The organism is Escherichia sp. WS3063 (genome assembly GCF_046486595.1).
Taxonomy (GTDB): domain Bacteria; phylum Pseudomonadota; class Gammaproteobacteria; order Enterobacterales; family Enterobacteriaceae; genus Escherichia; species Escherichia coli.
Genome location: NZ_JBJQKY010000017.1, coordinates 65,244 through 87,785, shown reverse-complemented (window position 1 = coordinate 87,785; position 22,542 = coordinate 65,244). Strand labels below are relative to the sequence as shown.

Genomic DNA, 22,542 nt, shown 5'->3' with positions numbered 1-22,542 from the left:
ACGACTAATGCCGGGAGCACCCTCATTTATTGCCCTGGACTGGGGAACGTCATCGCTTCGGGCATGGCGTTTTGGCGAATCACCAAATCCACAAGAAAAACGTGAATTCCCCTGGGGGATCATGAAATTACCCTCCCAGGCAGCAACACGTGAGGACGCTTTCCACGATACGTTTTTACGTGTCTGCGGCGACTGGCTGGCACAAACCCCATGCCCGGTACTGGCTTGCGGCATGCTCGGCAGTGCGCAAGGGTGGCAACCAGCAGCTTATTTACCTTGCCCGGTCACTCTCGAGGGTCTGGCGAAGCAGTTGACGCCTGTTATCCACCAGCAGCAGACAATGCTGCACATCATTCCTGGCGTGATTAAAGAAGGTGAAATGCCCGAAGTGATGCGTGGCGAAGAGACACAAATCTTCGGTGCTATCTCGATGGAACCGGCCCTGCAAAACGCGATCCATCAGGGTATGCCAGTGCTGATAGGCTTACCCGGCACACATGCGAAATGGGCAGTAGTTGAAAACAACACCATTACCGATTTCCGAACCTTTATGACGGGCGAGTTATTTGATGTTTTATCCCGCCATTCGATTCTCGGTGCCACCATGCATCCTGGAGATGAACCGCACTGGGATGCCTTCACCCACGGGCTGACAGCAGCACAAGAGCATCATCAGACCGGATTATTATCGACGCTGTTTTCGACCCGTTCGCGCCTGCTGACCAGTAATCTTACGTCGTCCTCGCAGGGGGATTACCTTTCCGGATTACTGATAGGCCATGAATTATGTGGTCTGGCATCCAGTTTGCTACGTGATTTACCCGCCACAACACCGATCGCCTTAATCGGTAGCGCAAATCTGAACAGCCGCTATTCACAAGCATTCAACCACGTTTTTCCCGACAGACAGATACACGCCATTCCCAATGCCACTGAACAGGGATTATGGCGAATCGCCCACGCTGCCGGGTTACTGTCCACCAACGCCAGGGAATGTACCCATGCCATTTAATACGCTTTTGCAAAAAACCGGTTTAGTCGCCATTTTACGCGGTGTGAAACCGGATGAGATTGTCGCCATCGGTGAAAAACTGTACGCCGCCGGATTCCGCCTGATTGAGATTCCTATGAACTCGCCGGAGGCGTTGCAAAGTATCAGTTTACTGCGCGACGCCCTGCCTAAGGACTGCCTGGTCGGAGCCGGAACTGTGCTTTCGGTAGAGCAGGTGGTTGCGGTTAAAGAGGCTGGGGGCCAGATTATCGTGATGCCGCATTGCGATACTGCGGTGATCCGTCGCGCCCGTGCGCTGGGTATGTATTGTGCGCCTGGCGTCGCCACGCCCACCGAAGCCTTTGCTGCCATTGAACATGGTGCTAATGCCATCAAGCTGTTCCCAGCTGAACAAATTACGCCAGAAGTTACCAAAGCCTGGCGTGCGGTTATTCCACAATCCGTTCCGATGTTACCGGTTGGCGGTATCACACCGGAAACCATGGCGCGTTATCTGAGCCACGGCGCAAACGGCTTTGGCCTCGGTTCTGCGCTATATCACCCCGGCATGACGCCAGAGCAAGTCTATGAAAATGCAGTACTGTTTATGAACGCATGGAACAATTTAAATAGCAACTAACTGATAAATAAGGATATAAAAGCAATGATAAAACATCTTACCTTACCGAAAAAAATGGCTGCAATGGTACTTCTTGCAGGCGCTGCCCTCAGCATTGCGCCTGTACAGGCAGCCTCCTACCCAACCAAACAGATCGAGTTAGTCGTTCCCTACGCTGCCGGAGGCGGTACGGATCTGGTTGCCCGTGCCTTTGCTGATGCCGCCAAAAACCATTTACCCGTCAGCATCGGGGTTATCAATAAACCTGGCGGAGGCGGTGCTATCGGCCTGAGTGAAATCGCCGCTGCCCGCCCTGGCGGTTACAAAATTGGTTTAGGCACAGTTGAACTGACCACCCTTCCCAGCCTCGGAATGGTGCGTTTTAAAACCAGCGACTTTAAACCCATTGCCCGTCTGAATGCGGATCCGGCTGCTATCACAGTCCGTGCCGATGCGCCGTGGAATAGCTATGAAGAATTTATGACTTACGCCAAAGCGAATCCCGGAAAAGTACGCATTGGTAACTCAGGCACCGGAGCTATCTGGCATCTGGCGGCAGCTGCACTGGAAGACAAAACGGGCGCAAAGTTTTCTCATGTCCCGTATGACGGCGCAGCCCCTGCCATTACAGGCCTGTTAGGCGGGCACATTGAAGCGGTTTCCGTAAGCCCAGGAGAAGTTATCAACCATGTGAATGGCGGCAAGCTGAAGACACTGGTAGTGATGGCGGATGAGCGAATGAAAACCATGCCTGACGTCCCGACGTTAAAAGAGAAAGGCGTTGATCTCTCCATCGGCACCTGGCGCGGCCTGATTGTGTCGCAAAAAACGCCGCAGGATGTGGTGGATGTTCTGGCAAAGGCAGCAAAAGAGACGGCTGAAGAGCCTGCATTCCAGGATGCACTGCAAAAGTTGAATCTCAACTATGCATGGCTTGACGCTGCCAGCTTCCAGACCCAAATCAGCGAACAGGAAAAGTACTTTGACGAGTTGCTGACTCGCCTGGGCCTGAAAAAATAAACCTGAGGTACGGTTGATGAACACAAAACAGTCTGTTGCTCAACTCGCCGTACCGCACCGCAAGCGCCTTTCATCAACGATGGTGGTGGCGCTGTTACTTTGTGTGGTTGCTGGCGCGGTGATGATTAATGCCGCTGATTTTCCAGCAACGGCCATTGAAACGGATCCCGGTGCAAGTGCCTTCCCTACTTTCTATGCCTGCGCTCTGATTGTGCTCGCTGTCTTGCTGGTGATACGCGATCTTTTGCAGGCAAAACCAGCCTCTTGCGCCAACGCACAGGAAAAACCGGCATTCAGGAAAACGGCAACAGGAATTGCGGCAACCGCGTTTTATATTGTGGCGATGAGCTACTGCGGTTATCTCATTACTACTCCTGTTTTCCTCATCGTCATTATGACGTTGATGGGCTACAGGCGATGGGTACTCACACCGGGTATTGCGCTGCTGTTAACGGCAATCCTCTGGTTGCTGTTTGTCGAAGCGTTACAGGTGCCATTGCCTGTCGGCACATTTTTCGAATAACAGGGGCCAGCAATGTTTGAAAGTGAACTTTTAACTCAGGGTTTTTCGACATTACTCAATAATCCTCAGGCGCTGCTGTTTGCCACTTTTGGGGTGATGCTGGGTATTGTGATTGGCGCTTTGCCTGGTCTGACAGCGACCATGGGTGTGGCGATTTTGCTGCCTTTCACCTACGGCATGGAGCCTGTTTCTGGCTTGTTGATGATTTGCGGCGTCTTTTTTGGTGGCGTCTACGGTGGTTCTATCACCGCAATTTTGCTCAAAATTCCCGGAACGCCTGCCGCCGCAGCCACCGCTATTGATGGTTATGAGCTGACGAAACAGGGAAAAGCAGGGCTGGCATTGAGTGCCGCCACGTTCTCTTCCTTTAGTGGCGGAACGCTCAGCATTATCGTGCTGATGTTTCTCTCTCCGGTACTTGCCAGTTGGGCGCTGAAATTTAGTGCCTCGGAGTCCTTCGCCCTGGCAACCTTCGGACTGAGCATTATTGCCAGTATTTCCGGTGAGTCGCTGATTAAAGGGCTGATTGCCGGGGTTGGCGGATTGCTGATCGCAACGATAGGCCTTGATCCAATGGGCGGTTTTCCACGGTTTACAGGTGGATTTGTGGAGCTGATGAATGTGCCATTTATCCCGGTGATGATTGGTTTATTTGCTGCTTCAGAAGCATTCCGCTCTATGGAGCAAAACCAGCAAATTCGTCAGGGGGCGAAGGTGGCTATCGGCAGTCTGTTACTGCCCTGGCAAACACTACGCCGCATTGCATTAACCATTTTGCGCTCATCAGGATTAGGGGTTTTTATCGGCATGATCCCCGGTGCGGGGGCGGATATTGCAGCTTTTGTTGCCTATAACGAAACTCGTCGTTTCAGTAAGACACCAGAAAACTTTGGTAAGGGTGAAATTAAAGCTGTGGCCTCCTGTGAGGCAGGCGCGAATGGCTGCACCGGTGGCGCATTGTTACCTATGCTGACGCTGGGGATCCCTGGCGATGCGGTAACCGCCATCATGCTGGGCGCGTTAACGTTACAGGGAATGCAACCAGGCCCGCTGATGTTTACCGACCACGGCGATATGGTTTATACACTGTTTGTCGGCATGATCTTTTGTTACTTCATGCTGCTAGTTCTTGGACTGCTCTCTTTGAAAGTCATCGGTAACGTGGTGAAGATCCCCGGCAATATTCTCACACCGATGATCCTCGCACTTTGTGTGGTCGGGACTTATGCGTTGAACAATAGCCTGTTTGATGTTGGCATTATGCTGATTGCAGGCGTGGTGGGCTATTTCATGCAGAAAGGAGGATATCCGGCATCACCCGTAGTGCTGGCATTGATTATGGGCCCGATGGCAGAAAGTAATTTTCGCCGTGCGCTGTCGCTTTCAGGGGGTTCACTGGACTTTCTGTATACCCGACCGGTCACTCTGGCATTGCTAACTCTGGCAGCCTTTACGCTACTGACGCCAATAATCCGCAAAATAATGCGTTTACGGCGTCAGTAACTGATATCGCTCCCCGAAGTTGGGGAGCGTTTTTTTATTTCAGCAGACGACGCGCCGCTTCCACCACGATTTTCACCGCATGGCTTTCGGTTTGTTTCATCGTCTCAGCATTCGGGATCTCTTGCTGGGTGCGGTTAACGATAACCCCCGCTACCATACCGGCACGCAGGCCCTGACTTGCACACATGGTCAGCAGGGTTGCAGATTCCATTTCATAGTTCATTACGCCCATCGCCTGCCACTCTTCCATAGAACCTTTAAAGTGACGAACTACGCGACCAGAGTAAGTATCGTAACGTTCCTGACCAGGGTAGAAGGTATCAGAAGAAGCTGTCACGCCAACGTGAGTCGTCGCGCCAATGGATTTCGCAGCTTCAACCAGCGCAGTCGTACATTCGAAATCAGCGACAGCCGGGAATTCCAGCGGTGCGAAGTGCAGGCTCGCACCATCCAGACGAACAGACGCCGTGGTAACCAGGACATCGCCAACATTAATATGCGGCTGAATAGCGCCCGTTGTGCCGATACGCAGGAAGGTGCGAATGCCCAGCTGTGCCAGCTCTTCAACAGCAATAGAGGTAGACGGGCCGCCGATACCGGTAGAGCAGACGATAACAGGTTTACCATCCAGCTCTGCACGCCAGGTGGTGAATTCGCGATGAGATGCCAGCTTAACCGGCTTATCCATCAGCGCGGCGATCTTTTCCACACGATCCGGGTCGCCAGGGACGATGGCAAGCGTAGCCCCTTGTAAATCGTTTTTAGTGAGGCCGAGATGAAAAACATCAGACTTGGACATATACAACTCCTCTGTGAATCGGTTTAGTCAGAAGAAGCAAAAAGACACTTTACCGAAGGGTTTAACATTTTTTCGTGATACTCATCACCATGACGAAAATGCGTTGCATAAATTTACCCGCCAAAAGTGATGCAAATCACATAAATCACTCTTCATTCTGCAGGACTGCATAAAAGATGAGCCGATTCAGGCAATGTGATTTGTTGCATGCTGACTATAGTTAACATTGCGCAACATTTTTATAAGGGTACGGAGAATACCATGGCAACAACACAACAATCTGGATTTGCACCTGCTGCATCGCCTCTCGCTTCGACCATCGTTCAGACTCCGGACGACGCGATTGTGGCGGGCTTCACCTCTATCCCTTCACAAGGGGATAACATGCCTGCTTACCATGCCAGACCAAAGCAAAGCGATGGCCCACTGCCAGTGGTCATTGTAGTGCAGGAAATTTTTGGCGTGCATGAACATATCCGCGATATTTGTCGCCGTCTGGCGCTGGAGGGGTATCTGGCTATCGCACCTGAACTTTACTTCCGCGAAGGCGATCCGAATGATTTTGCCGATATCCCTACGCTGCTTAGCGGTCTGGTAGCAAAAGTGCCTGACTCGCAGGTGCTGGCCGATCTCGATCATGTCGCCAGTTGGGCTTCCCGCAACGGCGGCGATGTTCATCGTTTAATGATCACCGGATTCTGCTGGGGTGGACGTATCACCTGGCTGTATGCCGCGCATAATCCACAGCTAAAAGCCGCAGTGGCGTGGTACGGCAAACTGACGGGCGATAAGTCGCTGAATTCACCGAAACAACCTGTTGATATCGCAACCGATCTTAACGCGCCGGTTCTCGGCTTATATGGCGGCCAGGATAACAGCATTCCGCAAGAGAGTGTGGAAACGATGCGCCAGGCGCTGCGGGCAGCAAACGCGAAAGCAGAGATTATCGTGTACCCGGATGCAGAGCATGCGTTCAACGCTGATTATCGCCCGAGCTATCATGCCGAATCTGCGAAAGATGGCTGGCAGCGAATGTTGGAATGGTTTACACAGTATGGTGTTAAAAAGTAACGCCATAGTCGCTAAATCTGATGATTAAGCTCACGCAATTTCAACGATTTTTTTAATCTCAAAACCATACAGCATCAAAAAATTTGTTGCTGTATGCCACTCTTTGACTCCCTTCACATTCGTCATCACACCACCTGCTGAATGCAAAAATTTCGTTGCTGTGCGGCAAACTTTTTTCCTGTTTTGTGCCGCTTTTCTCCTGAATACTCGTTCTCAGAACAACTGGATCGTTTAAACATCAGACAGGAGATTTACCATGACGCAATCCATTTTTCAGGCTCAACCCTTTGAATTACCTTTTGATCCGCGCACAACTGCACTGGTCATGATCGACATGCAGCGTGACTTTGTCGAAGCAGGGGGCTTCGGTGAGGCACTGGGCAATGATGTTTCACTGGTACGCACGGCTATCGCACCATGTACAGAGGTGCTGGCAGCCGCACGTCAAAAAGGAATTATGGTTATTCATACTCGTGAAGGCCATCGTGCAGACTTAAGCGACTGCCCGCCAGCCAAACTGACGCGCGGCGGAAAAACCTTTATTGGTGAACCAGGACCGATGGGACGCATTCTGGTCAGAGGTGAAGCAGGTCATGACATCATTCCTGAACTGTACCCGGTGGCAGGCGAACCGGTGATTGATAAGCCTGGCAAAGGCGCGTTTTATCAAACCGACTTACATCTGATTTTGCAAAACCACGGTATCAAGACGCTGATAGTTTGTGGTGTTACAACCGAAGTTTGCGTAACCACCACCGTGCGCGAAGCAAATGATCGTGGCTATGAATGCATTATCCCGGAAGATTGTGTCGGCTCCTATTTCCCGGAATTCCAGAAATACGCCCTCGAGATGATCAAAGCACAAGGTGCCATTTTCGGTTGGGTTACTGATTCCAAAGCCATTATTGCAGGCCTGGAAGGCTAACACCGATGGTACAGGTTACGCTTTGCGCATCGTCGTTGGGATATCTTTTCCCGCAGAATGAAACGCAAGATTTACGTCTACATAGCGCTTTTAAACATGCGGTAAATCTGTATTCAGACGCGGGAACATTCATCACTCTGTTGTGTGCGCAAACGTATCTGAATCTCCCTGATGCAGCCAGAGTCTGGCTACCTGAATGTTGGGACTGGCGAAGAGAGATTGCCCATTCAGATCCCATTCAGTTAACCCCAGGCTTACTGCGGACACCTCGATTTTGTGTGGCGCTCGAAAACGCAACGCTCTGGCAGTCGCCATTTGTGGGGGGAATGCTGACACTTGAGGCATTCCCTTTGGTTTTCCAGCACTACCCAACGATGGCATCGCAACGGCTTTTATTTTGTCTGGAACATAACGTTCAAAGCACATTGCACCTGCCGGATAGTCTCACGCACCAGGGATTAGCGATTATGGAGCATCCAGATGCGCTGGAACGCCAGGTGCCACAACTGATCGGCTTTGGTAAAGGCTTAACGCCCGATGGAGATGACTATTTGTTGGGCTATCTGGCAGCACTCTGGTTATGGCAACTCCCTGCACCACTTGCCGATCATCAATACCGGTTGCAGCAGGTAATTGATCAACATGCGCACAACACCACGGATATCAGTCGTCATTATCTGGAGCGTGCGCTTCAGGGACATTTTTCAGAACCGATTTGCCAGTTACTCGCACAACTGGTTGGGAGTGCATCGGCAATGACAATCGCATCCTGTGCAGAACAGGTCATGCAATTTGGCGCAACGTCAGGAGTAGATTGCCTTGCAGGAATGCTGCATGGCTTTCGAACCCTGAACACCATAAATTGATTTCAACCTTTTCTCCCGTAGCCCGTTTATGGGGCTACACGGGGATGCTTTGCCCGAATTTTGCTATCGGGCGGAATGAAACAGGCGTAACAGCATGAAAGTTAAATATAAAGTTTTCAGTAATCTTTATCAGGACTCAGTTTCTCTGATGCAGATTTCCGCGCAAATCAGCAAGTTGCCCGGTATTCAACAGGCCTCGGTCGTCATGGGAACACCCAATAATCTCGAGCAATTGAGCGATGCGGGTCTGGGTAACGAAATCAACGCCAGTCCCAATGATTTAGTGATTGCAGTCATGGGTGAAGAAGATATTTGCAATGAAGCACTGGTACTGGCCCAGCAACGTCTGACCAGCAAACCCGATGATGAAACGGATAGTGGCATTAAAACACCGGAAAAGGTCAGCCTGGAAATGGCACTGGAAGCCGAGCCCGAAGCCAACCTGGCACTCATTTCTGTACCGGGAGACTACGCCGCCGCCGAAGCAATTAAAGCGTTAAACCTCGGAATGAACGTGATGATGTTCAGCGATAACGTCAGTATCGTGCAGGAAAAATCCATCAAAACGCTTGCCCGAGAACGTCAGCGCATCGTAATGGGACCTGACTGTGGAACCGCCATTGTTAACGGCATTCCGTTAGGCTTCGCTAATGTGGTGAAACGCGGAGCAATTGGTGTTATTGGCGCGTCAGGCACCGGGCTACAGGAAGTGACTTGCCGAATCGACCAGCTCGGAGCGGGTATTTCTCAGGCGTTGGGAACAGGCGGACATGATCTCAGTGAAGAGATTGGTGGAATATCGATGCTCTTCGCTTTAGATGCGCTGGCGCAAGACGATGAAACTCGCGTGATTGTGCTTATTTCAAAACCGCCTTCACCGATCGTTGCCCGGACTATTCTGGAGCGTGCCGAGGCTTGTGGAAAACCCGTGGTGGTGAATTTCCTCGGTGCGAATCCGCATGATCTGGCACGTCCCAATATCACCGCGGCCACCACACTTGCCAGCGCCGCAAATATCGCCGTGGCGTTACTGAATGATCAACCACTTCCGACTATCGAGACCGAAATTTCCTGCGACGATCTCACAATGTTACAAAACGCCTGCCAGCGCCTGCCAGCCCATCGCCAGGCGATACGCGGTGTTTTCGCCGGAGGAACCTTCTGCTACGAAGCGCAACTTATCTGCCAACAAAAGGGATTCAGCGCAGCCTCCAATACGCCAGTTGCGGGTAATCGTGCTCTGGCAAATATCTGGCAAAGCGAAGATCACACGTTGATCGATATGGGCGACGATGATTTCACCCGTGGCAAACCGCATCCAATGATCGACCCGACTCTGCGCAATCAACGTCTGCTCAACGAACTCAACGACTCACACACTGCCGTCGTGTTATTCGACCTGGTACTTGGTTATGGCGCTTCCACGACGCCTGCCAGCGAATTACTGGACCAACTTTCACACATCGACATGAATAACGCACCGTTGCTGATTGCGCACGTTTGCGGAACGGAAGCTGATCCGCAAATACGCAGTCAGCAGATAAGCGCACTACAAAATGCAGGGGTCATCATCGCCAGCAGCAATGCACAGGCGGCGTTATGGGCCAGCACCGTTGCACAGACTCAGTTGCAGAAAAAGGGGCTAAACGCATGAATACCTTATTTAATCAGCCTTTGAAGGTTGTGAACGCGGGACTACACAGTTTTGCTGACAATATTCAACATGCCGGGGGAAGCGCAATTGCACTCAACTGGCAGCCACCAGCACAAGGCGATATTGACGCTGGATTGGATCTGGCATCGTTGCTACGTCATCCCCTGGTAGAAAATGCCAACCAAATCGCCATGACACGTTATCTCGAAGCACAGCCCGTGCTGGTGGATGTCATGCTCGCTAAAGAGGCCATTCCAGCAATGGCTGAACAAAAACGTATTTTGCACTCTGGCCCGCCGATTGCCTGGGAAGAGATGTGTGGTCCGGTAAAAGGGGCGATTATTGGTGCCATGCTGTACGAAGGTTGGGCCACCAGCCAGCAAGACGCTGAAAACCAAATAAACGCAGGCGAAATCGACCTTGCCCCTTGTCATCATTATCACGCGGTTGGCCCAATGGCAGGCATCATCAGCCCGTCGATGCCGTTATGGGTGGTAGAAAACAAAACCAACGGCCACCGTACTTTTAGCAATTTCAATGAAGGTCTGGGTAAGGTTCTCCGTTTTGGCGCCAATAACGATGAAGTTCTCAATCGTCTGGCCTGGATGCGCGATGAACTGGCGCCGGCAATGAAAGCAGCAATCGCACAACACGGCGAGCTGGAACTCAAGCCATTAATGGCGCAGGCGCTGCATATGGGGGATGAAGTTCATAACCGCAATGCTGCCGCTACCGGTTTGCTGATTAAGCGCCTGCTCCCGGCATTGCTGGCCTGCTCTCTTCCACAGGAACATATCCAGCGCGTCGTGGCATTTATCACCGGTAACGATCACTTCTTCCTCAATCTTTCGATGGCCGCCTGTAAAGCAATGATGGATGCCGCCGCCAATGTACCGTTCAGTTCAATGGTTACGGTGATGGCGCGTAACGGGGTGAATTTTGGTATTCGGCTTTCCGGTACTGGCGATCGCTGGTTCCAGGCTCCTGCCAATGCCGTTGAAGGTCTGTTCTTCCCCGGATTTGGCGTCGACGATGCCGCTGCTGACCTGGGTGATAGCGCAATTACTGAAACCGCAGGTGTGGGTGGCTTCGCGATGGCGTCGTCTCCGGCGATCGTCAAATTTGTGGGAGGCACCCCTGCCGATGCCACCAATAACAGCCGTCGGATGCAAGCCGTCACCCTCGGCGGTAACCCCGCATTTACACTTCCAGCCCTCAATTTTGCCCCCACCGCAGCAGGGATTGATGCGCGTAAAGTGACCGATCGCGGCATTTTACCGGTCATCAATACGGGTATCGCCCACAAACAAGCGGGGGTCGGGCAAATTGGTGCCGGGATCACCACTGCGCCGATGGCCTGTTTTGTCGCCGCTGTACGTGCACTGGCGGAGATCGTCGCAAAGGAGAACCATCATGGTTAAGCCACTGGCTGTCGTCGCGGTTGGCGGCAATGCGCTCATTCAGGACGAGCAACGCAATAGTATTCCCGATCAATATGTTGCAGTGATGGAAAGCGTGCAGCATATCGTTGATATGGTTGAAGCCGGATGGGACCTGGTGCTAACCCACGGTAATGGCCCGCAGGTGGGCTTTATTCTGCGCCGCTCTGAACTCGCCAGTAACGAAGTTTCTCCGGTTCCACTTGATTACGCCGTGGGTGATACACAAGGTGCAATTGGCTACATGTTCCAGAAAGCACTGCATAACGAATTGGCTCGCCGTGGCATAAACAAACCGGTAATTGCCCTGGTGACACAAACGCGAGTCAGCCCACATGACGATGCTTTCGCCAGCCCCAGTAAACCAATTGGCGCGTTTCTCGATGAAGCAACGGCCCAACAACGCCAACAACAACTCGGCTGGACGCTGATGGAGGACGCCGGGCGTGGTTGGCGGCGTACAGTTCCCTCTCCTGCCCCACTGGAAGTTATTGAGCACGACACCATCGCTCACCTGGTGCGCCAGGGATATCTGGTTATTGCCTGCGGCGGCGGCGGTATTCCGGTGGTGCGAGACGGACAACAACTGAAAGGTGTAGAAGCCGTGATCGATAAAGATCTGGCCTCCGCGCTGCTCGCCAGTCAGTTAGGCGCAGATCTGCTGGTGATCCCCACCGGTGTAGAAAAAGTGGCGATTAACTTTGGTACACCACAACAACAGTGGCTCGACGCTATCAGCGTTGCCGAAGCGCAAACGCTGTTGCGGGAAGGTCAGTTTGGTGTCGGCAGTATGCAACCCAAAGTGGAAGCCATTGTTGATTTCATCAATGCCAGCCAGCAACAAGGCAAACAGGCCAGCGGCCTGATTACTTCACCGCAAACCATAAAAGCAGCCCTGGCGCATCAGAGCGGTACATGGATAACCCTTTAATTCTCTGGAGAACACAATGACTACAACGCTTTTAGCCGTTAACGGAACGCTGATGCGCGGCCTGGAACTCAACCCAAATATGCAAAAAGCGGGCGGTATTTTTGTCCGTGAAGACCGAACTGACGCCCATTACCGGTTGTGGAGTATTAATGATCGCCATCCGGGAATGATTCGCGTGAATGAAGGAGGAACACACGTCGACGTAGAAATTTGGCAATTACCGCTGGCCAGTTTTGCCGCTCTGTTAATGAGCGAACCCGCTGGGCTGGCAATTGGCAAAATCAAACTTGCCGATGGTAGCGAAGTGCTGGGCGTACTGGCAGAAAACTGGCTGACCGAAGGCCAACGGGAAATTACAGAACTGGGTAGCTGGCGCAAATACACCGGGCATTTTCATACTGTGTAACGCGCATTTATAAAGGGAACATACTATGCGTAAAAAAGAAGAGAATCTGAATACGGCATCAGGATTGCGTATTGCCATGATTTTGCTGGGTATTGCCGTCACACCTGTGCTGTTGTCATCCTCAAGCCTCGGCAATCAACTTTCCAGCGGCAGTTTAATTAGCGTCGTATTGTTAGGCGGCGTCATTCTGACCTTACTTTCAGCCATCACCATTAGCGTGGGAGAAAAAGCCCGCCTACCAACGTATGGCATTGTGAAATATTCGTTTGGCGAAAAAGGGGCCATCGCCATTAACATTTTGATGGCGATAAGTCTGTTCGGCTGGATTGCCGTTACCGCCAATATGTTTGGTCATTCGGTACATGACTTACTGGCTCAACATGGACTGGAAGTTCCACTGGCACTGTTAGTGGCGGCTGGCTGTGTCATTTTTGTCGCCTCTACGGCATTTGGCTTTGCCGTTCTGGGAAAAATTGCCCAGGTTGCCGTGCCGGTTATCGCGCTGGTGCTGTGTTACATCCTCTATGTGGCAACCCATACCGAAGTGGCAGTACCAGCGGCGATTGTGGAGATGAATACAGGTGTCGCCGTTTCCACCGTTGTTGGCACCATTATTGTGCTGGTTGCCACACTGCCTGATTTCGGTAGTTTTGTGCATAACCGCAAACATGCGCTGATTGCCGCAGGCGTGACGTTTCTGGTTGCCTACCCTCTGCTCTACTGGGCGGGTGCAACGCCGAGCGCCATTAGTGGTCAGGGATCTTTACTGGGTGCGATGGCGGTATTCGGTGCGGTTCTGCCTGCGGCGCTGTTGTTGATTTTCGCCTGCGTCACCGGTAACGCGGGCAATATGTTCCAGGGCACGCTGGTGGTTTCCACACTGCTTACCCGCTTTCCCAAATGGCAGATTACCGTGGCGCTGGGTATCCTTTCCGCCATCGTAGGCAGTATGGATATTATGGCGTGGTTTATTCCGTTTCTGCTGTTCCTGGGTATCGCCACGCCACCCGTTGCCGGAATTTATATCGCTGACTTTTTCTTTTATCGCCGTAATGGCTATCAAGAGTCAGTGTTAGCCCAGGAGTCACAGATTAAAGTGCTGACATTCGCAGCATGGATCATAGGCGCAGCGGTTGGCTTTATGACCGTAAAAGGCTTATTCACCCTGACGACGATCCCTTCGGTAGACTCGATTCTGGTGGCATGTATCGCGTATGCGATTCTCAGTCGGGCAAGTCAACACCGCTAATTCCTGGGTATACTCAGGCAATGATTACGGCTGAATCTGGAGAGATTCAGCCACTTTACCACTGACCAGGAAGCCTTATGTTCATCTCAGACGAAACGCTTCGTGTTATTCATCTGGTCGCCAGACACCAGAGCATTACCACCGCAGCCGAGCAGTTAAATAAAGTCCCTTCCGCCATCAGTTACACCATCAAGAAAGCGGAAGAGAGCCTGGGCGTTGAACTGTTCATTCGTAAGGGACGCTATATTGAATTATCGCCAGCGGGAAGTTACTTCATCGAACATAGCAAAACTATTCTTGGCGACCTGGAAGCATTAAAGCGCAACACAGTGCTGATTCACGATGGTATTGAGCGTGAACTGACAATTGCGGTAAACAATATTATTCCTGGTGATTTGCTGGTGGCATTTATTCGAGATTTTGAACGGCAATTCACATCAACAACACTGACGGTAGATCTTGAGGTATACAACGGCTGCTGGGATGCGCTGTACAGTAAGCGTGCCGATCTGGTCTACGGTGCTCCTCATGCAGTGCCAAGCAGTGAAGGCATCATTAGCGAACCGGTCGGACAAATGGAATGGGATTTTGTCGTCAGCCCACTCCACCCACTGGCAGCGAAGCGGCATCCATTAGAAAACAGTGAATTGCGTCATTATCCAGCGGTTTGTATCCGCGATACCTCCGTTAACTTCCCCCCGATGCAAGCCTGGTTGTTGGAAGGACAAAAACCCATTTTTGTTCCTGACTTCGCTACGGCAATCGCCTTAATAGAACAAAACGTCGGTATTGGTTATATTCCACATCATCTGGCATTGCCGTTATTGAACAGCGGTAAATTGCTTAAAAAGCCAATGCGCGAACATAAACACGCCACCAAGTTATTTCTTGCCGCTCGTTCCGATGGTATGGGCAAAGCCTGTCAGTGGTGCATAGAATATTTAAGAAATCCGCAATTAATTTTCTGTTCCTGAAGATCCACATCATACCTGGCATACATAGCAAAATGGCTTCCGGTGTTGGAAGCCATTATTGTGCTGCAATTTACAATGACTCGTTAATACTCATCATCCCCGACGCAAATTCTGCGCCGCCTGCACCATGTTCGCCAGTGCCGCGCGGGTTTCTGGCCAGCCGCGCGTTTTCAGGCCACAGTCCGGGTTGACCCACAGACGCTCTGCCGGAATGCGTTTTGCCGCTTTCTTCAGCAAGGCTTCAATCCATTCCACGCTCGGTACGTTTGGCGAGTGAATGTCATAGACGCCAGGACCGATTTCATTTGGATAATCAAACTCTTCGAACGACTCCAGCAACTCCATGTCGGAACGCGAGGTTTCGATGGTGATGACGTCTGCGTCCAGCGCCGCAATCGAATCCATGATGTCGTTGAACTCGCAGTAACACATGTGAGTGTGGATTTGTGTGTCATCTTTCGCCACAGCGGCGTTGATACGGAAAGCCTCCACGCCCCACTGGAGATAGGCATCCCAGTCGCTGCGACGCAGTGGTAAACCTTCGCGCAATGCCGGTTCGTCAATCTGAATGATGCCAATTCCAGCGGCTTCCAGGTCCGCGACTTCATCACGCAGCGCCAGCGCAATTTGTTTGGCGATGGTTTCACGGCTGACATCTTCACGCGGGAACGACCAGCAGAGAATAGTCACCGGGCCGGTCAACATCCCTTTCACCGGTTTATCAGTCAGGGATTGCGCATATTTTGCCCACTCCACGGTAATCGGTGCCGGGCGGCTAACGTCACCAATAACAATCGGTGGCTTCACGCAGCGGGAACCGTAGCTCTGTACCCAACCGTTTTGCGTAAAGACAAAGCCATCCAGATGCTCGCCAAAGTATTCCACCATGTCATTACGCTCGGCCTCGCCATGTACCAGCACATCCAGTCCCAAACGTTCCTGCTCAACAATGGCCTGCTTGATATGTTCCGCAATGCCTGTGCGGTAGTTGTTGGCGTCGAGATTACCCTTTTTGAAATCCAGACGCAGGGTACGAATCTCCGTGGTTTGCGGGAAAGAACCAATCGTGGTGGTCGGCCATGCTGGGAGTTTAAAACGCGCACGCTGGGCTTCAGCACGCACTTCATAGACATTCGCACGCTGACTGTCCTGAGCGGTGATCGCCGCCAGACGCTTTTCTACTGCCGGATTATGTACACGAGTAGAGTGACGACGCGCCTGAATCGGAGCGCTCCACGCTGCCAGAGCTGCCGTATCACCACTGTTCAACGCATCGCGCAGCAATGCCAGTTCATGACATTTTTGCAGGGCGAAGGCAAACCAGCTTTTCACTTCTGCATCAAGACGTGTTTCCACACTCAGGTCAATGGGACTGTGCAGCAGTGAGCAGGAAGATGCCACCCACAAATCACGTTTGCCGACAATGTCCTTAATTTGCGCATATTTCTCGGTAAGATCGGCGCGCCAGACGTTACGACCATTGATAAGACCCGCAGACAGCAGCCAGTCAGAAGGCAGACGCTTGTGCAGTTCAGCAACGTCATCTTTACCATGTACAAGATCGACATGCAGACCCTGAACAGGCAGCGCAGTAATCGTGTCGAGATTTGGTGTTACGCCTTCAAAATAGGTGGTCAGCAGCAGTTTCACCTGTCCCTGGAGCGCGTCGTAAGCGGGTTTGTATGCGTCCAGCCACGCCTGCGGCAGTTCCAGTACCAGCGCGGGTTCATCAATCTGTACCCACTCGATGCCGCGTTTCGCCAGTTCTGCCAGCACTTGCTGATAAACCGGCAGAATGTCGTTCAGCAGGCTCAGGCGATCAAACTGTTCACCTTTCACTTTACCCAGCCACAGGTAGGTAACTGGCCCCAGCAGCACAGGTTTCACCTTGTGGCCCAGCGCCAGCGCCTCGTCCACTTCCTCCAGCAGCTGCGTCCAGGTCAGTTTGAACTGTTGGCCTTTAACGAACTCCGGCACCATGTAGTGATAGTTGGTGTTAAACCATTTGGTCATTTCCGCTGCCGCCGCAGGTTCGCCAGTCGGTGCACGTCCACGACCAATACGGAACAGGGTGTCGATATCTACCGAACCATCGTTGTTCTGGTGACGCGCCGGAACATTACCCAGCAGCAGACTGGTGGTCAGTACATGATCGTACCAGGCAAAATCGCCCACCGGCAGCAGGTCGATACCCGCTTGCTTTTGTTGATCCCAGTGACGAGCACGTAATTCACGCCCTACCGCCAGCAGTTCTTCACGCGTGGAGTTCCCCGCCCAATAACTCTCTTGCGCTTTTTTCAGCTCGCGACGCAGGCCAACGCGAGGGAAACCGAGGGTGTGATTAAGAATTGTCATTATATGCCCCTTATGGAATTTTTAGTATTTAGCCGTCCAGATGTTTACACATCCATAATTGGCGGTTACTGTATATTCCTCAAGCGCAAATTATTCATGCCGAAGTGAAGGACTTTCATGATCGAAGTAAAACACCTGAAAACGCTACAAGCGTTGCGGAACTGCGGCTCACTCGCAGCCGCTGCGGCGACGTTGCATCAAACGCAATCCGCCCTGTCTCACCAGTTTAGCGATCTGGAACAACGCCTTGGCTTCCGGCTATTTGTGCGTAAAAGCCAGCCGCTTCGCTTTACACCGCAGGGAGAAATCCTGTTGCAACTGGCAAATCAGGTGCTGCCGCAAATTAGCCAGGCACTGCAAGCCTGCAATGAACCGCAGCAGACGCGCCTGCGCATTGCCATAGAGTGCCATAGCTGTATTCAGTGGCTGACGCCCGCATTAGAAAATTTCCATAAGAACTGGCCGCAGGTGGAGATGGATTTTAAATCGGGCGTAACGTTTGATCCGCAGCCTGCGTTGCAACAGGGCGAGCTGGATCTGGTGATGACGTCCGATATTCTGCCGCGCAGTGGCCTGCATTATTCGCCGATGTTCGACTATGAAGTGCGTCTGGTGTTAGCACCTGACCATCCACTGGCGGCAAAAACGCGAATTACACCGGAAGATCTCGCCAGCGAGACGCTGTTGATTTATCCGGTGCAGCGTAGCCGACTGGATGTCTGGCGGCATTTTCTTCAGCCAGCAGGCGTCAGCCCGTCACTGAAAAGCGTCGATAACACCTTATTGTTGATTCAGATGGTTGCCGCACGGATGGGTATTGCCGCACTACCGCATTGGGTAGTGGAGAGTTTTGAACGCCAGGGTCTGGTGGTCACCAAAACCCTGGGCGAAGGCTTGTGGAGCCGACTGTACGCCGCCGTGCGCGATGGCGAGCAGCGTCAGCCGATTACAGAAGCGTTTATTCGTTCAGCGCGCAATCACGCCTGCGATCATCTGCCGTTTGTGAAGAGCGCGGAGCGACCCACTTACGATGCACCCACAGTGAGGCCAGGATCACCAGCGCGCCTGTAATAAACGTTGGCCAGTGCGGCTGTTGGTGCCAGATAGCCAGGTTTACCAGCAGCCCTGCCGGAACGTGCATATTATTCATAATGCCCAGCGTTCCGGCGTCCACCTGCGTCGCGCCGTAGTTCCACATAAAGTAGCCAATCCCGGAAGCCACCACGCCAAGAAACACCAGAATGCCCCATTGCAACGTGGTTTGCGGCATTTTCTGCGCATTTCCTAGCAAGAACCATGCAATCACTGCCACCAGGAACGCGCCAAGATAGAACCACGCAAAGGCGTTATGCTGCGGCATCGGGCGAGTTTCCATCAGACGTTTGTAACCCACCATGCCGATGGCAAAAGTGATATTGGAGAGTTGCACCAGCAATAAGCCAGTCCAGAAATGGTCGGTGACCTGATCATAGCGAATAATCCCGGCACCAATCACCGCCAGCAAGGCGCTAAAAGCATAGCCCCAGCGCAGACGGCGCTTACTCATGATGTCATAAATCAGCGTGATGTAGAGCGGCGTCAGTACGGTGAACAGCAACAGTTCGGAGACCGTCAGGTAGAGATAGGCGCGGAAACTCAGCATATACATCACACCGAGCTGCATCGCGCCCACCAGCATATACAGGCCGACCGTTTTCAGGCTATTGCCACGGGTACGCAGAAACGGCAGAAAAACGAGTGTCGCCAGGCCAACGCGCACCAGCACCGCAAAATAGCTATCGACGTGCCCCGCAAGGTACTCGCCATAAAAGCTAAAGGAGAAGGCCCACAGAATCGTGGTGATGATAAGTAGCGCCACAATGGAAAACTCTTTGATTAACGAGTATCCATTGTAGCGAAGTATCAGGTTGACAACTGACCAAATAAAGAACGATTACGATAAATAGAGCTTACGCAGATAATGCGGCACTGCGTCTTCGGCGTTAGTACCAATCACTTCCAGCTCCGGATGCAGATCTTTCAGACGCTGGTGCGCACTGCCCATAATGCAGCCTTTCCCCGCCATCGACAGCATTTCGGCGTCGTTCATCCCGTCACCAAACGCAATACAATCCTTCAGACTGTAGCCCAGTTTCTTCGCCACCGCTTCCAGGGCATGGCCTTTCGACACGCCGCCCGCCATCACTTCCAGGCAGGTTAAGGTAGAGAAACTGACGTTGACGCGATCGCCCCAGCGAGCGTTAATCGCTTGCTCCAGTGGCAGCAGTTGTTCATGGGAATCGCAGGTGAAGAACACTTTGCTGACGCCTTCCGGCTCCAGTAATCCAGGCTCATACAGCGCATATTTGAACACCGCTTCTTTAAAAAAGCGCATCTCTTCCGGGCGATGGCGATTCATAAACCATTCGTCGTCGCGATAAACGTTAGTAATGATGTCCGGATTGTCGTTGACTACGCCAAACAGATCGCTGGCAATGTCGCGATCCAGGTTATGAGCAAAAATCAGATTGCCATCCAGATCGTGAACGCGCGCGCCATTGGAAGTAATCATGTAAGACTTAATTTCCAGATTATCGCGAATTTGCCCCACATCAACGTGGTGACGACCGGTCGCAAACACAAAGTTGATGCCGCGCGCGGTGAGCAGCTTCAGAGTTTCTTTGGCGTAAGGGGATAACGTATGGTCGGGAGAAAGTAACGTGCCATCTAAATCAGACGCAACAACCTGGTACATAAGAAATTTAAACCTCTGTAGAGCGGTTTCCGCTGGGTGAGTTATGCCTGTTGAAAAAATCAACGATGGCGTGGAGCGCGACTGAGCGCATTGCGTCCTTTTCAAAAAGGATCTCATGGTACGCACCTTTAATTACCAACGGCCGTCCTCCTTCGACAGGATGGCCCGCAGCGGTGCGGAGTTCACAAAAACGGTCATGCATGCGGTTATCCACCACGCGTTCCTCTTCAGCTTGTAAGAGAAGCGTTGGCGTGGCGTCATCACCCGCACCGGCTAACACCTGTTCGCCAGCCAGAATACTTTCGCGTACCCAATGGTAGGTCGGCCCACCGACGCGAATCGTTGGGTCATCAGCATAAAAGCGTAAGTTACGTCGATATCGCTGTCTGCTGTGGGTCAGTACGTTGATAGCAAACGGCAACGCGCGCCAGCGCCCGGTGCCTATTGCATAGCCATCACGGAAACGTGGATGCGCTTCGGCCCAGTTGAGGATCTGCCGTGCCATAAATGACGGCATACGAATCACGATCCCAAACATTGGCGCAGTTAGCGCAATGGCGTCACATACACCTGGATGACGTTGCAGAAATAATGTGGAGATCGCACCGCCCATCGAATGTGCCAGTATATAACGTTTACGCCACGGACCGGGCTGAACCTCCTGTTGCCAAAATGCCGCCAGATCATCAACATAATCATTAAAGCGATTAACATGCCCGAGATGCGGATCGGCTAACAGGCGACCGGAACGTCCCTGCCCGCGATGGTCGATGATTAAAACATCAAACCCCAAATGGAACAGATCGTAGGCCAGTTCCGCATATTTTACGTAGCTCTCAATACGCCCCGGGCAGATGACTACCACCCGGTCATGGTGCTTTGCGCTAAAACGGACAAAGCGCACCGGAATGTCATCCACACCAGTAAATTCTGCTTCATCACGCTGACGCCAGAAATCAGTCAGCGGTCCCATGGTAAAAGCAGCAAACGCGTTTTCTCTTGTTTCCCAGTCTTTTTGCTGCTGAAACATCAGGTAATCTGCCTCTTAAACCACGTAAAATCGTTTTTTTAAGCGTGCCTGACACAACGCTGCGACAGTAGCGTATTGTGGCACAAAAATAGACACACCGGGAGTTCATCATGACCTTAGAATGGTGGTTTGCCTACCTGCTGACATCGATCATTTTAAGCCTGTCGCCAGGCTCTGGCGCAATCAACACCATGACCACCTCGCTCAACCATGGTTATCACGGCGCGGTGGCGTCTATTGCTGGGCTTCAGACCGGACTGGCGATTCATATTGTGCTGGTTGGCGTGGGGTTGGGGACGCTATTTTCCCGCTCAGTGATTGCGTTTGAAGTGTTGAAGTGGGCAGGCGCAGCTTACTTGATTTGGCTGGGAATACAGCAATGGCGCGCCGCTGGTGCAATTGACCTTAAATCGCTAGCCTCTACTCAATCGCGCCGACATTTGTTCCAGCGCGCAGTTTTTGTGAATCTCACCAATCCCAAAAGTATTGTGTTTCTGGCGGCGCTATTTCCGCAATTCATCATGCCGCAACAGCCGCAGCTGATGCAGTATATCTTGCTCGGCGTCACCACTATTGTGGTCGATATTATTGTGATGATCGGTTACGCCACCCTTGCTCAACGGATTGCTCTATGGATTAAAGGACCAAAGCAGATGAAGGCGCTGAATAAGATTTTCGGCTCGTTATTTATGCTGGTGGGAGCGCTGTTGGCATCGGCGAGGCATGCGTGAAAAATAATGTCGGATGCGGCGTAAACGCCTTATCCGACTTACTCTGATGACGCGTCTGGCATTAACGCGAAATAATCAAATGAATGCCAAATCCGGCAAATAACGCCCCGGCAAAACCATCAATCCACTTCGCCAGACGTTGATAACCACGGCGCATTTGCGGCAGGGCAAACAGGCTGGCAACGACGGTAAACCACGCCAGTGTTTCGACAATAATCAACGCGAAAATGCCCCAGCGCTCAGTGGTGCCGACGTTATCGCCGACAAACAATGAGAATACCGAACCAAAATAGATAATCGCTTTAGGGTTCGCGAGATTGGTCAGTAAGCCCTTAAGAAAACTGCGCCCGCTTTTCGCCAGTTCGACTTGTGGCGCAGGGGCAGAAACAACCTCTTTTTTCAGTGCACCGCGTAGCATCTGGTAACCCATCCAGCAGAGATACAGGCCACCGCCCACCATAATCAGCGTATGCAGCCAGGCCATTTTTTCGATAATCAAATGCAGGCCAAGCAACGCAATCCCAGCCCAAACCATTACGCCGCAGGTAATGCCCAGCACGCCCATCATCGCTTCTTTACGGGAACGACTGACAGCGGTCTGAGAGACAAAAAAGAAATCGGGACCGGGGCTCATAAGCGCCACAATGTGCACCATGGCGACGGTGAGGAATAACATCAACATACATTAGACTCGCGGGGGAAACGTTTACGGAGTCTTCATC

The 22,542-nt window shown here is 52.1% G+C and carries 22 protein-coding genes; 16 read left to right on the top strand and 6 right to left on the bottom strand.

Annotation, left to right across the window (positions count from 1 at the left end; all coding sequences use genetic code 11):
- The first annotated feature begins 7 nt into the window (after nucleotides 1–7).
- From ACJHYW_RS16690 to ACJHYW_RS16670, 5 genes are read left to right on the top strand one after another with little or no spacing between them, the layout of a single operon-like run.
- Complete coding sequence (locus tag ACJHYW_RS16690; RefSeq protein ID WP_001117528.1) at nucleotides 8–1,012, top strand: 2-dehydro-3-deoxygalactonokinase; 1,005 nt, start codon at nucleotides 8–10, stop codon at nucleotides 1,010–1,012.
- On the top strand, nucleotides 1,002–1,631 hold the full coding sequence (locus ACJHYW_RS16685) for a 2-dehydro-3-deoxy-6-phosphogalactonate aldolase (RefSeq protein WP_001116471.1): 630 nt from the start codon (nucleotides 1,002–1,004) through the stop codon (nucleotides 1,629–1,631). Before ACJHYW_RS16690 ends, ACJHYW_RS16685 begins: the two co-directional genes overlap by 11 nt.
- Before the next feature lie 24 nt (nucleotides 1,632–1,655).
- Nucleotides 1,656–2,630 carry a Bug family tripartite tricarboxylate transporter substrate binding protein gene (locus ACJHYW_RS16680; RefSeq protein WP_000589800.1) on the top strand — a complete coding sequence of 325 codons (975 nt, stop codon included), beginning with the start codon at nucleotides 1,656–1,658 and terminating at the stop codon, nucleotides 2,628–2,630.
- Between the two features lie 16 nt (nucleotides 2,631–2,646).
- Nucleotides 2,647–3,153, top strand: coding sequence for a tripartite tricarboxylate transporter TctB family protein (locus ACJHYW_RS16675; protein WP_001093393.1), 507 nt, complete (start codon nucleotides 2,647–2,649; stop codon nucleotides 3,151–3,153).
- Nucleotides 3,154–3,165: 12 nt separating this feature from the next.
- Nucleotides 3,166–4,656 (top strand): tripartite tricarboxylate transporter permease, encoded by a 1,491-nt coding sequence (locus ACJHYW_RS16670; protein ID WP_000463028.1) that lies wholly within the window; start codon nucleotides 3,166–3,168, stop codon nucleotides 4,654–4,656.
- Nucleotides 4,657–4,690: 34 nt separating this feature from the next.
- On the opposite strand, the gene udp is transcribed toward ACJHYW_RS16670, so the two are convergent.
- A complete protein-coding gene (gene udp, locus ACJHYW_RS16665; protein ID WP_000045178.1) occupies nucleotides 4,691–5,455 on the bottom strand; it encodes a uridine phosphorylase in 765 nt (254 codons plus the stop codon).
- A gap of 261 nt (nucleotides 5,456–5,716) precedes the next feature.
- Here udp and ACJHYW_RS16660 point away from each other — a divergent pair, with 261 nt between their 5' ends.
- The 9 genes from ACJHYW_RS16660 (at nucleotide 5,717) to ACJHYW_RS16620 (ending at nucleotide 14,970) form a co-directional block, all read left to right on the top strand.
- A complete protein-coding gene (locus ACJHYW_RS16660) occupies nucleotides 5,717–6,526 on the top strand; it encodes a dienelactone hydrolase family protein (protein ID WP_001361789.1) in 810 nt (269 codons plus the stop codon).
- A gap of 256 nt (nucleotides 6,527–6,782) precedes the next feature.
- Nucleotides 6,783–7,451 (top strand): cysteine hydrolase family protein, encoded by a 669-nt coding sequence (locus ACJHYW_RS16655; RefSeq protein WP_000194414.1) that lies wholly within the window; start codon nucleotides 6,783–6,785, stop codon nucleotides 7,449–7,451.
- Nucleotides 7,452–7,456: 5 nt separating this feature from the next.
- Nucleotides 7,457–8,317: a DUF2877 domain-containing protein gene (locus ACJHYW_RS16650; RefSeq protein WP_001361787.1), complete on the top strand. Its 861-nt coding sequence runs from the start codon at nucleotides 7,457–7,459 to the stop codon at nucleotides 8,315–8,317.
- A 94-nt stretch (nucleotides 8,318–8,411) separates the two neighbouring features.
- Complete coding sequence (gene fdrA / locus ACJHYW_RS16645) at nucleotides 8,412–9,971, top strand: acyl-CoA synthetase FdrA (protein ID WP_000865650.1); 1,560 nt, start codon at nucleotides 8,412–8,414, stop codon at nucleotides 9,969–9,971.
- Entirely contained in the window at nucleotides 9,968–11,392 is a 1,425-nt protein-coding gene (locus tag ACJHYW_RS16640) for a DUF1116 domain-containing protein (protein ID WP_001093945.1), read from the top strand. Before fdrA ends, ACJHYW_RS16640 begins: the two co-directional genes overlap by 4 nt.
- Nucleotides 11,385–12,341, top strand: coding sequence for a carbamate kinase (arcC, locus tag ACJHYW_RS16635; RefSeq protein WP_000240549.1), 957 nt, complete (start codon nucleotides 11,385–11,387; stop codon nucleotides 12,339–12,341). Before ACJHYW_RS16640 ends, arcC begins: the two co-directional genes overlap by 8 nt.
- 16 nt (nucleotides 12,342–12,357) lie before the next feature.
- Complete coding sequence (locus ACJHYW_RS16630; RefSeq protein WP_000214035.1) at nucleotides 12,358–12,747, top strand: glutamyl-tRNA amidotransferase; 390 nt, start codon at nucleotides 12,358–12,360, stop codon at nucleotides 12,745–12,747.
- Between the two features lie 25 nt (nucleotides 12,748–12,772).
- Nucleotides 12,773–13,996, top strand: coding sequence for a cytosine permease (locus ACJHYW_RS16625; RefSeq protein WP_001227354.1), 1,224 nt, complete (start codon nucleotides 12,773–12,775; stop codon nucleotides 13,994–13,996).
- A 77-nt stretch (nucleotides 13,997–14,073) separates the two neighbouring features.
- A complete protein-coding gene (locus ACJHYW_RS16620; RefSeq protein WP_000470717.1) occupies nucleotides 14,074–14,970 on the top strand; it encodes a LysR substrate-binding domain-containing protein in 897 nt (298 codons plus the stop codon).
- A gap of 93 nt (nucleotides 14,971–15,063) precedes the next feature.
- Here the strand turns inward: ACJHYW_RS16620 and metE are convergent, their stop codons facing one another.
- Nucleotides 15,064–17,325: a 5-methyltetrahydropteroyltriglutamate--homocysteine S-methyltransferase gene (gene metE, locus ACJHYW_RS16615; protein WP_000153930.1), complete on the bottom strand. Its 2,262-nt coding sequence runs from the start codon at nucleotides 17,323–17,325 to the stop codon at nucleotides 15,064–15,066.
- A 117-nt stretch (nucleotides 17,326–17,442) separates the two neighbouring features.
- Between metE and metR the strand changes: the two genes are divergently transcribed.
- Entirely contained in the window at nucleotides 17,443–18,396 is a 954-nt protein-coding gene (metR, locus tag ACJHYW_RS16610; protein WP_000573618.1) for an HTH-type transcriptional regulator MetR, read from the top strand.
- Here the strand turns inward: metR and bioP are convergent.
- From bioP to pldB, 3 genes are all read right to left on the bottom strand, one after another.
- Entirely contained in the window at nucleotides 18,284–19,183 is a 900-nt protein-coding gene (bioP, locus tag ACJHYW_RS16605) for a biotin transporter (RefSeq protein WP_001196248.1), read from the bottom strand. The genes metR and bioP overlap by 113 nt on opposite strands.
- Nucleotides 19,184–19,258: 75 nt before the next feature.
- Nucleotides 19,259–20,059 (bottom strand): sugar/pyridoxal phosphate phosphatase YigL, encoded by an 801-nt coding sequence (gene yigL, locus ACJHYW_RS16600; RefSeq protein WP_000285353.1) that lies wholly within the window; start codon nucleotides 20,057–20,059, stop codon nucleotides 19,259–19,261.
- A gap of 7 nt (nucleotides 20,060–20,066) precedes the next feature.
- Nucleotides 20,067–21,089, bottom strand: coding sequence for a lysophospholipase L2 (gene pldB, locus ACJHYW_RS16595; RefSeq protein WP_000487672.1), 1,023 nt, complete (start codon nucleotides 21,087–21,089; stop codon nucleotides 20,067–20,069).
- A 110-nt stretch (nucleotides 21,090–21,199) separates the two neighbouring features.
- On the opposite strand from pldB, the gene rhtB reads away from it, so the two are divergent.
- Nucleotides 21,200–21,820, top strand: coding sequence for a homoserine/homoserine lactone efflux protein (gene rhtB, locus ACJHYW_RS16590; protein ID WP_061093014.1), 621 nt, complete (start codon nucleotides 21,200–21,202; stop codon nucleotides 21,818–21,820).
- 61 nt (nucleotides 21,821–21,881) lie between these two features.
- On the opposite strand, the gene rhtC is transcribed toward rhtB, so the two are convergent.
- Nucleotides 21,882–22,502 carry a threonine export protein RhtC gene (gene rhtC, locus ACJHYW_RS16585; RefSeq protein ID WP_000928839.1) on the bottom strand — a complete coding sequence of 207 codons (621 nt, stop codon included), beginning with the start codon at nucleotides 22,500–22,502 and terminating at the stop codon, nucleotides 21,882–21,884.
- Nucleotides 22,503–22,542: the final 40 nt, after the last annotated feature.

Excerpts from the sequence above, each read along its gene's own strand:
- ACJHYW_RS16690 (WP_001117528.1), top strand. The coding sequence starts at position 8 with ATGCCGGGAGCACCCTCATTTATTGCCCTGGACTGGGGAACGTCATCG.
- ACJHYW_RS16685 (WP_001116471.1), top strand. The coding sequence starts at position 1,002 with ATGCCATTTAATACGCTTTTGCAAAAAACCGGTTTAGTCGCCATTTTA.
- ACJHYW_RS16680 (WP_000589800.1), top strand. The coding sequence starts at position 1,656 with ATGATAAAACATCTTACCTTACCGAAAAAAATGGCTGCAATGGTACTT.
- ACJHYW_RS16675 (WP_001093393.1), top strand. The coding sequence starts at position 2,647 with ATGAACACAAAACAGTCTGTTGCTCAACTCGCCGTACCGCACCGCAAG.
- ACJHYW_RS16670 (WP_000463028.1), top strand. The coding sequence starts at position 3,166 with ATGTTTGAAAGTGAACTTTTAACTCAGGGTTTTTCGACATTACTCAAT.
- udp (WP_000045178.1), bottom strand. The coding sequence starts at position 5,455 with ATGTCCAAGTCTGATGTTTTTCATCTCGGCCTCACTAAAAACGATTTA.
- ACJHYW_RS16660 (WP_001361789.1), top strand. The coding sequence starts at position 5,717 with ATGGCAACAACACAACAATCTGGATTTGCACCTGCTGCATCGCCTCTC.
- ACJHYW_RS16655 (WP_000194414.1), top strand. The coding sequence starts at position 6,783 with ATGACGCAATCCATTTTTCAGGCTCAACCCTTTGAATTACCTTTTGAT.
- ACJHYW_RS16650 (WP_001361787.1), top strand. The coding sequence starts at position 7,457 with ATGGTACAGGTTACGCTTTGCGCATCGTCGTTGGGATATCTTTTCCCG.
- fdrA (WP_000865650.1), top strand. The coding sequence starts at position 8,412 with ATGAAAGTTAAATATAAAGTTTTCAGTAATCTTTATCAGGACTCAGTT.
- ACJHYW_RS16640 (WP_001093945.1), top strand. The coding sequence starts at position 9,968 with ATGAATACCTTATTTAATCAGCCTTTGAAGGTTGTGAACGCGGGACTA.
- arcC (WP_000240549.1), top strand. The coding sequence starts at position 11,385 with ATGGTTAAGCCACTGGCTGTCGTCGCGGTTGGCGGCAATGCGCTCATT.
- ACJHYW_RS16630 (WP_000214035.1), top strand. The coding sequence starts at position 12,358 with ATGACTACAACGCTTTTAGCCGTTAACGGAACGCTGATGCGCGGCCTG.
- ACJHYW_RS16625 (WP_001227354.1), top strand. The coding sequence starts at position 12,773 with ATGCGTAAAAAAGAAGAGAATCTGAATACGGCATCAGGATTGCGTATT.
- ACJHYW_RS16620 (WP_000470717.1), top strand. The coding sequence starts at position 14,074 with ATGTTCATCTCAGACGAAACGCTTCGTGTTATTCATCTGGTCGCCAGA.
- metE (WP_000153930.1), bottom strand. The coding sequence starts at position 17,325 with ATGACAATTCTTAATCACACCCTCGGTTTCCCTCGCGTTGGCCTGCGT.
- metR (WP_000573618.1), top strand. The coding sequence starts at position 17,443 with ATGATCGAAGTAAAACACCTGAAAACGCTACAAGCGTTGCGGAACTGC.
- yigL (WP_000285353.1), bottom strand. The coding sequence starts at position 20,059 with ATGTACCAGGTTGTTGCGTCTGATTTAGATGGCACGTTACTTTCTCCC.
- pldB (WP_000487672.1), bottom strand. The coding sequence starts at position 21,089 with ATGTTTCAGCAGCAAAAAGACTGGGAAACAAGAGAAAACGCGTTTGCT.
- rhtB (WP_061093014.1), top strand. The coding sequence starts at position 21,200 with ATGACCTTAGAATGGTGGTTTGCCTACCTGCTGACATCGATCATTTTA.
- rhtC (WP_000928839.1), bottom strand. The coding sequence starts at position 22,502 with ATGTTGATGTTATTCCTCACCGTCGCCATGGTGCACATTGTGGCGCTT.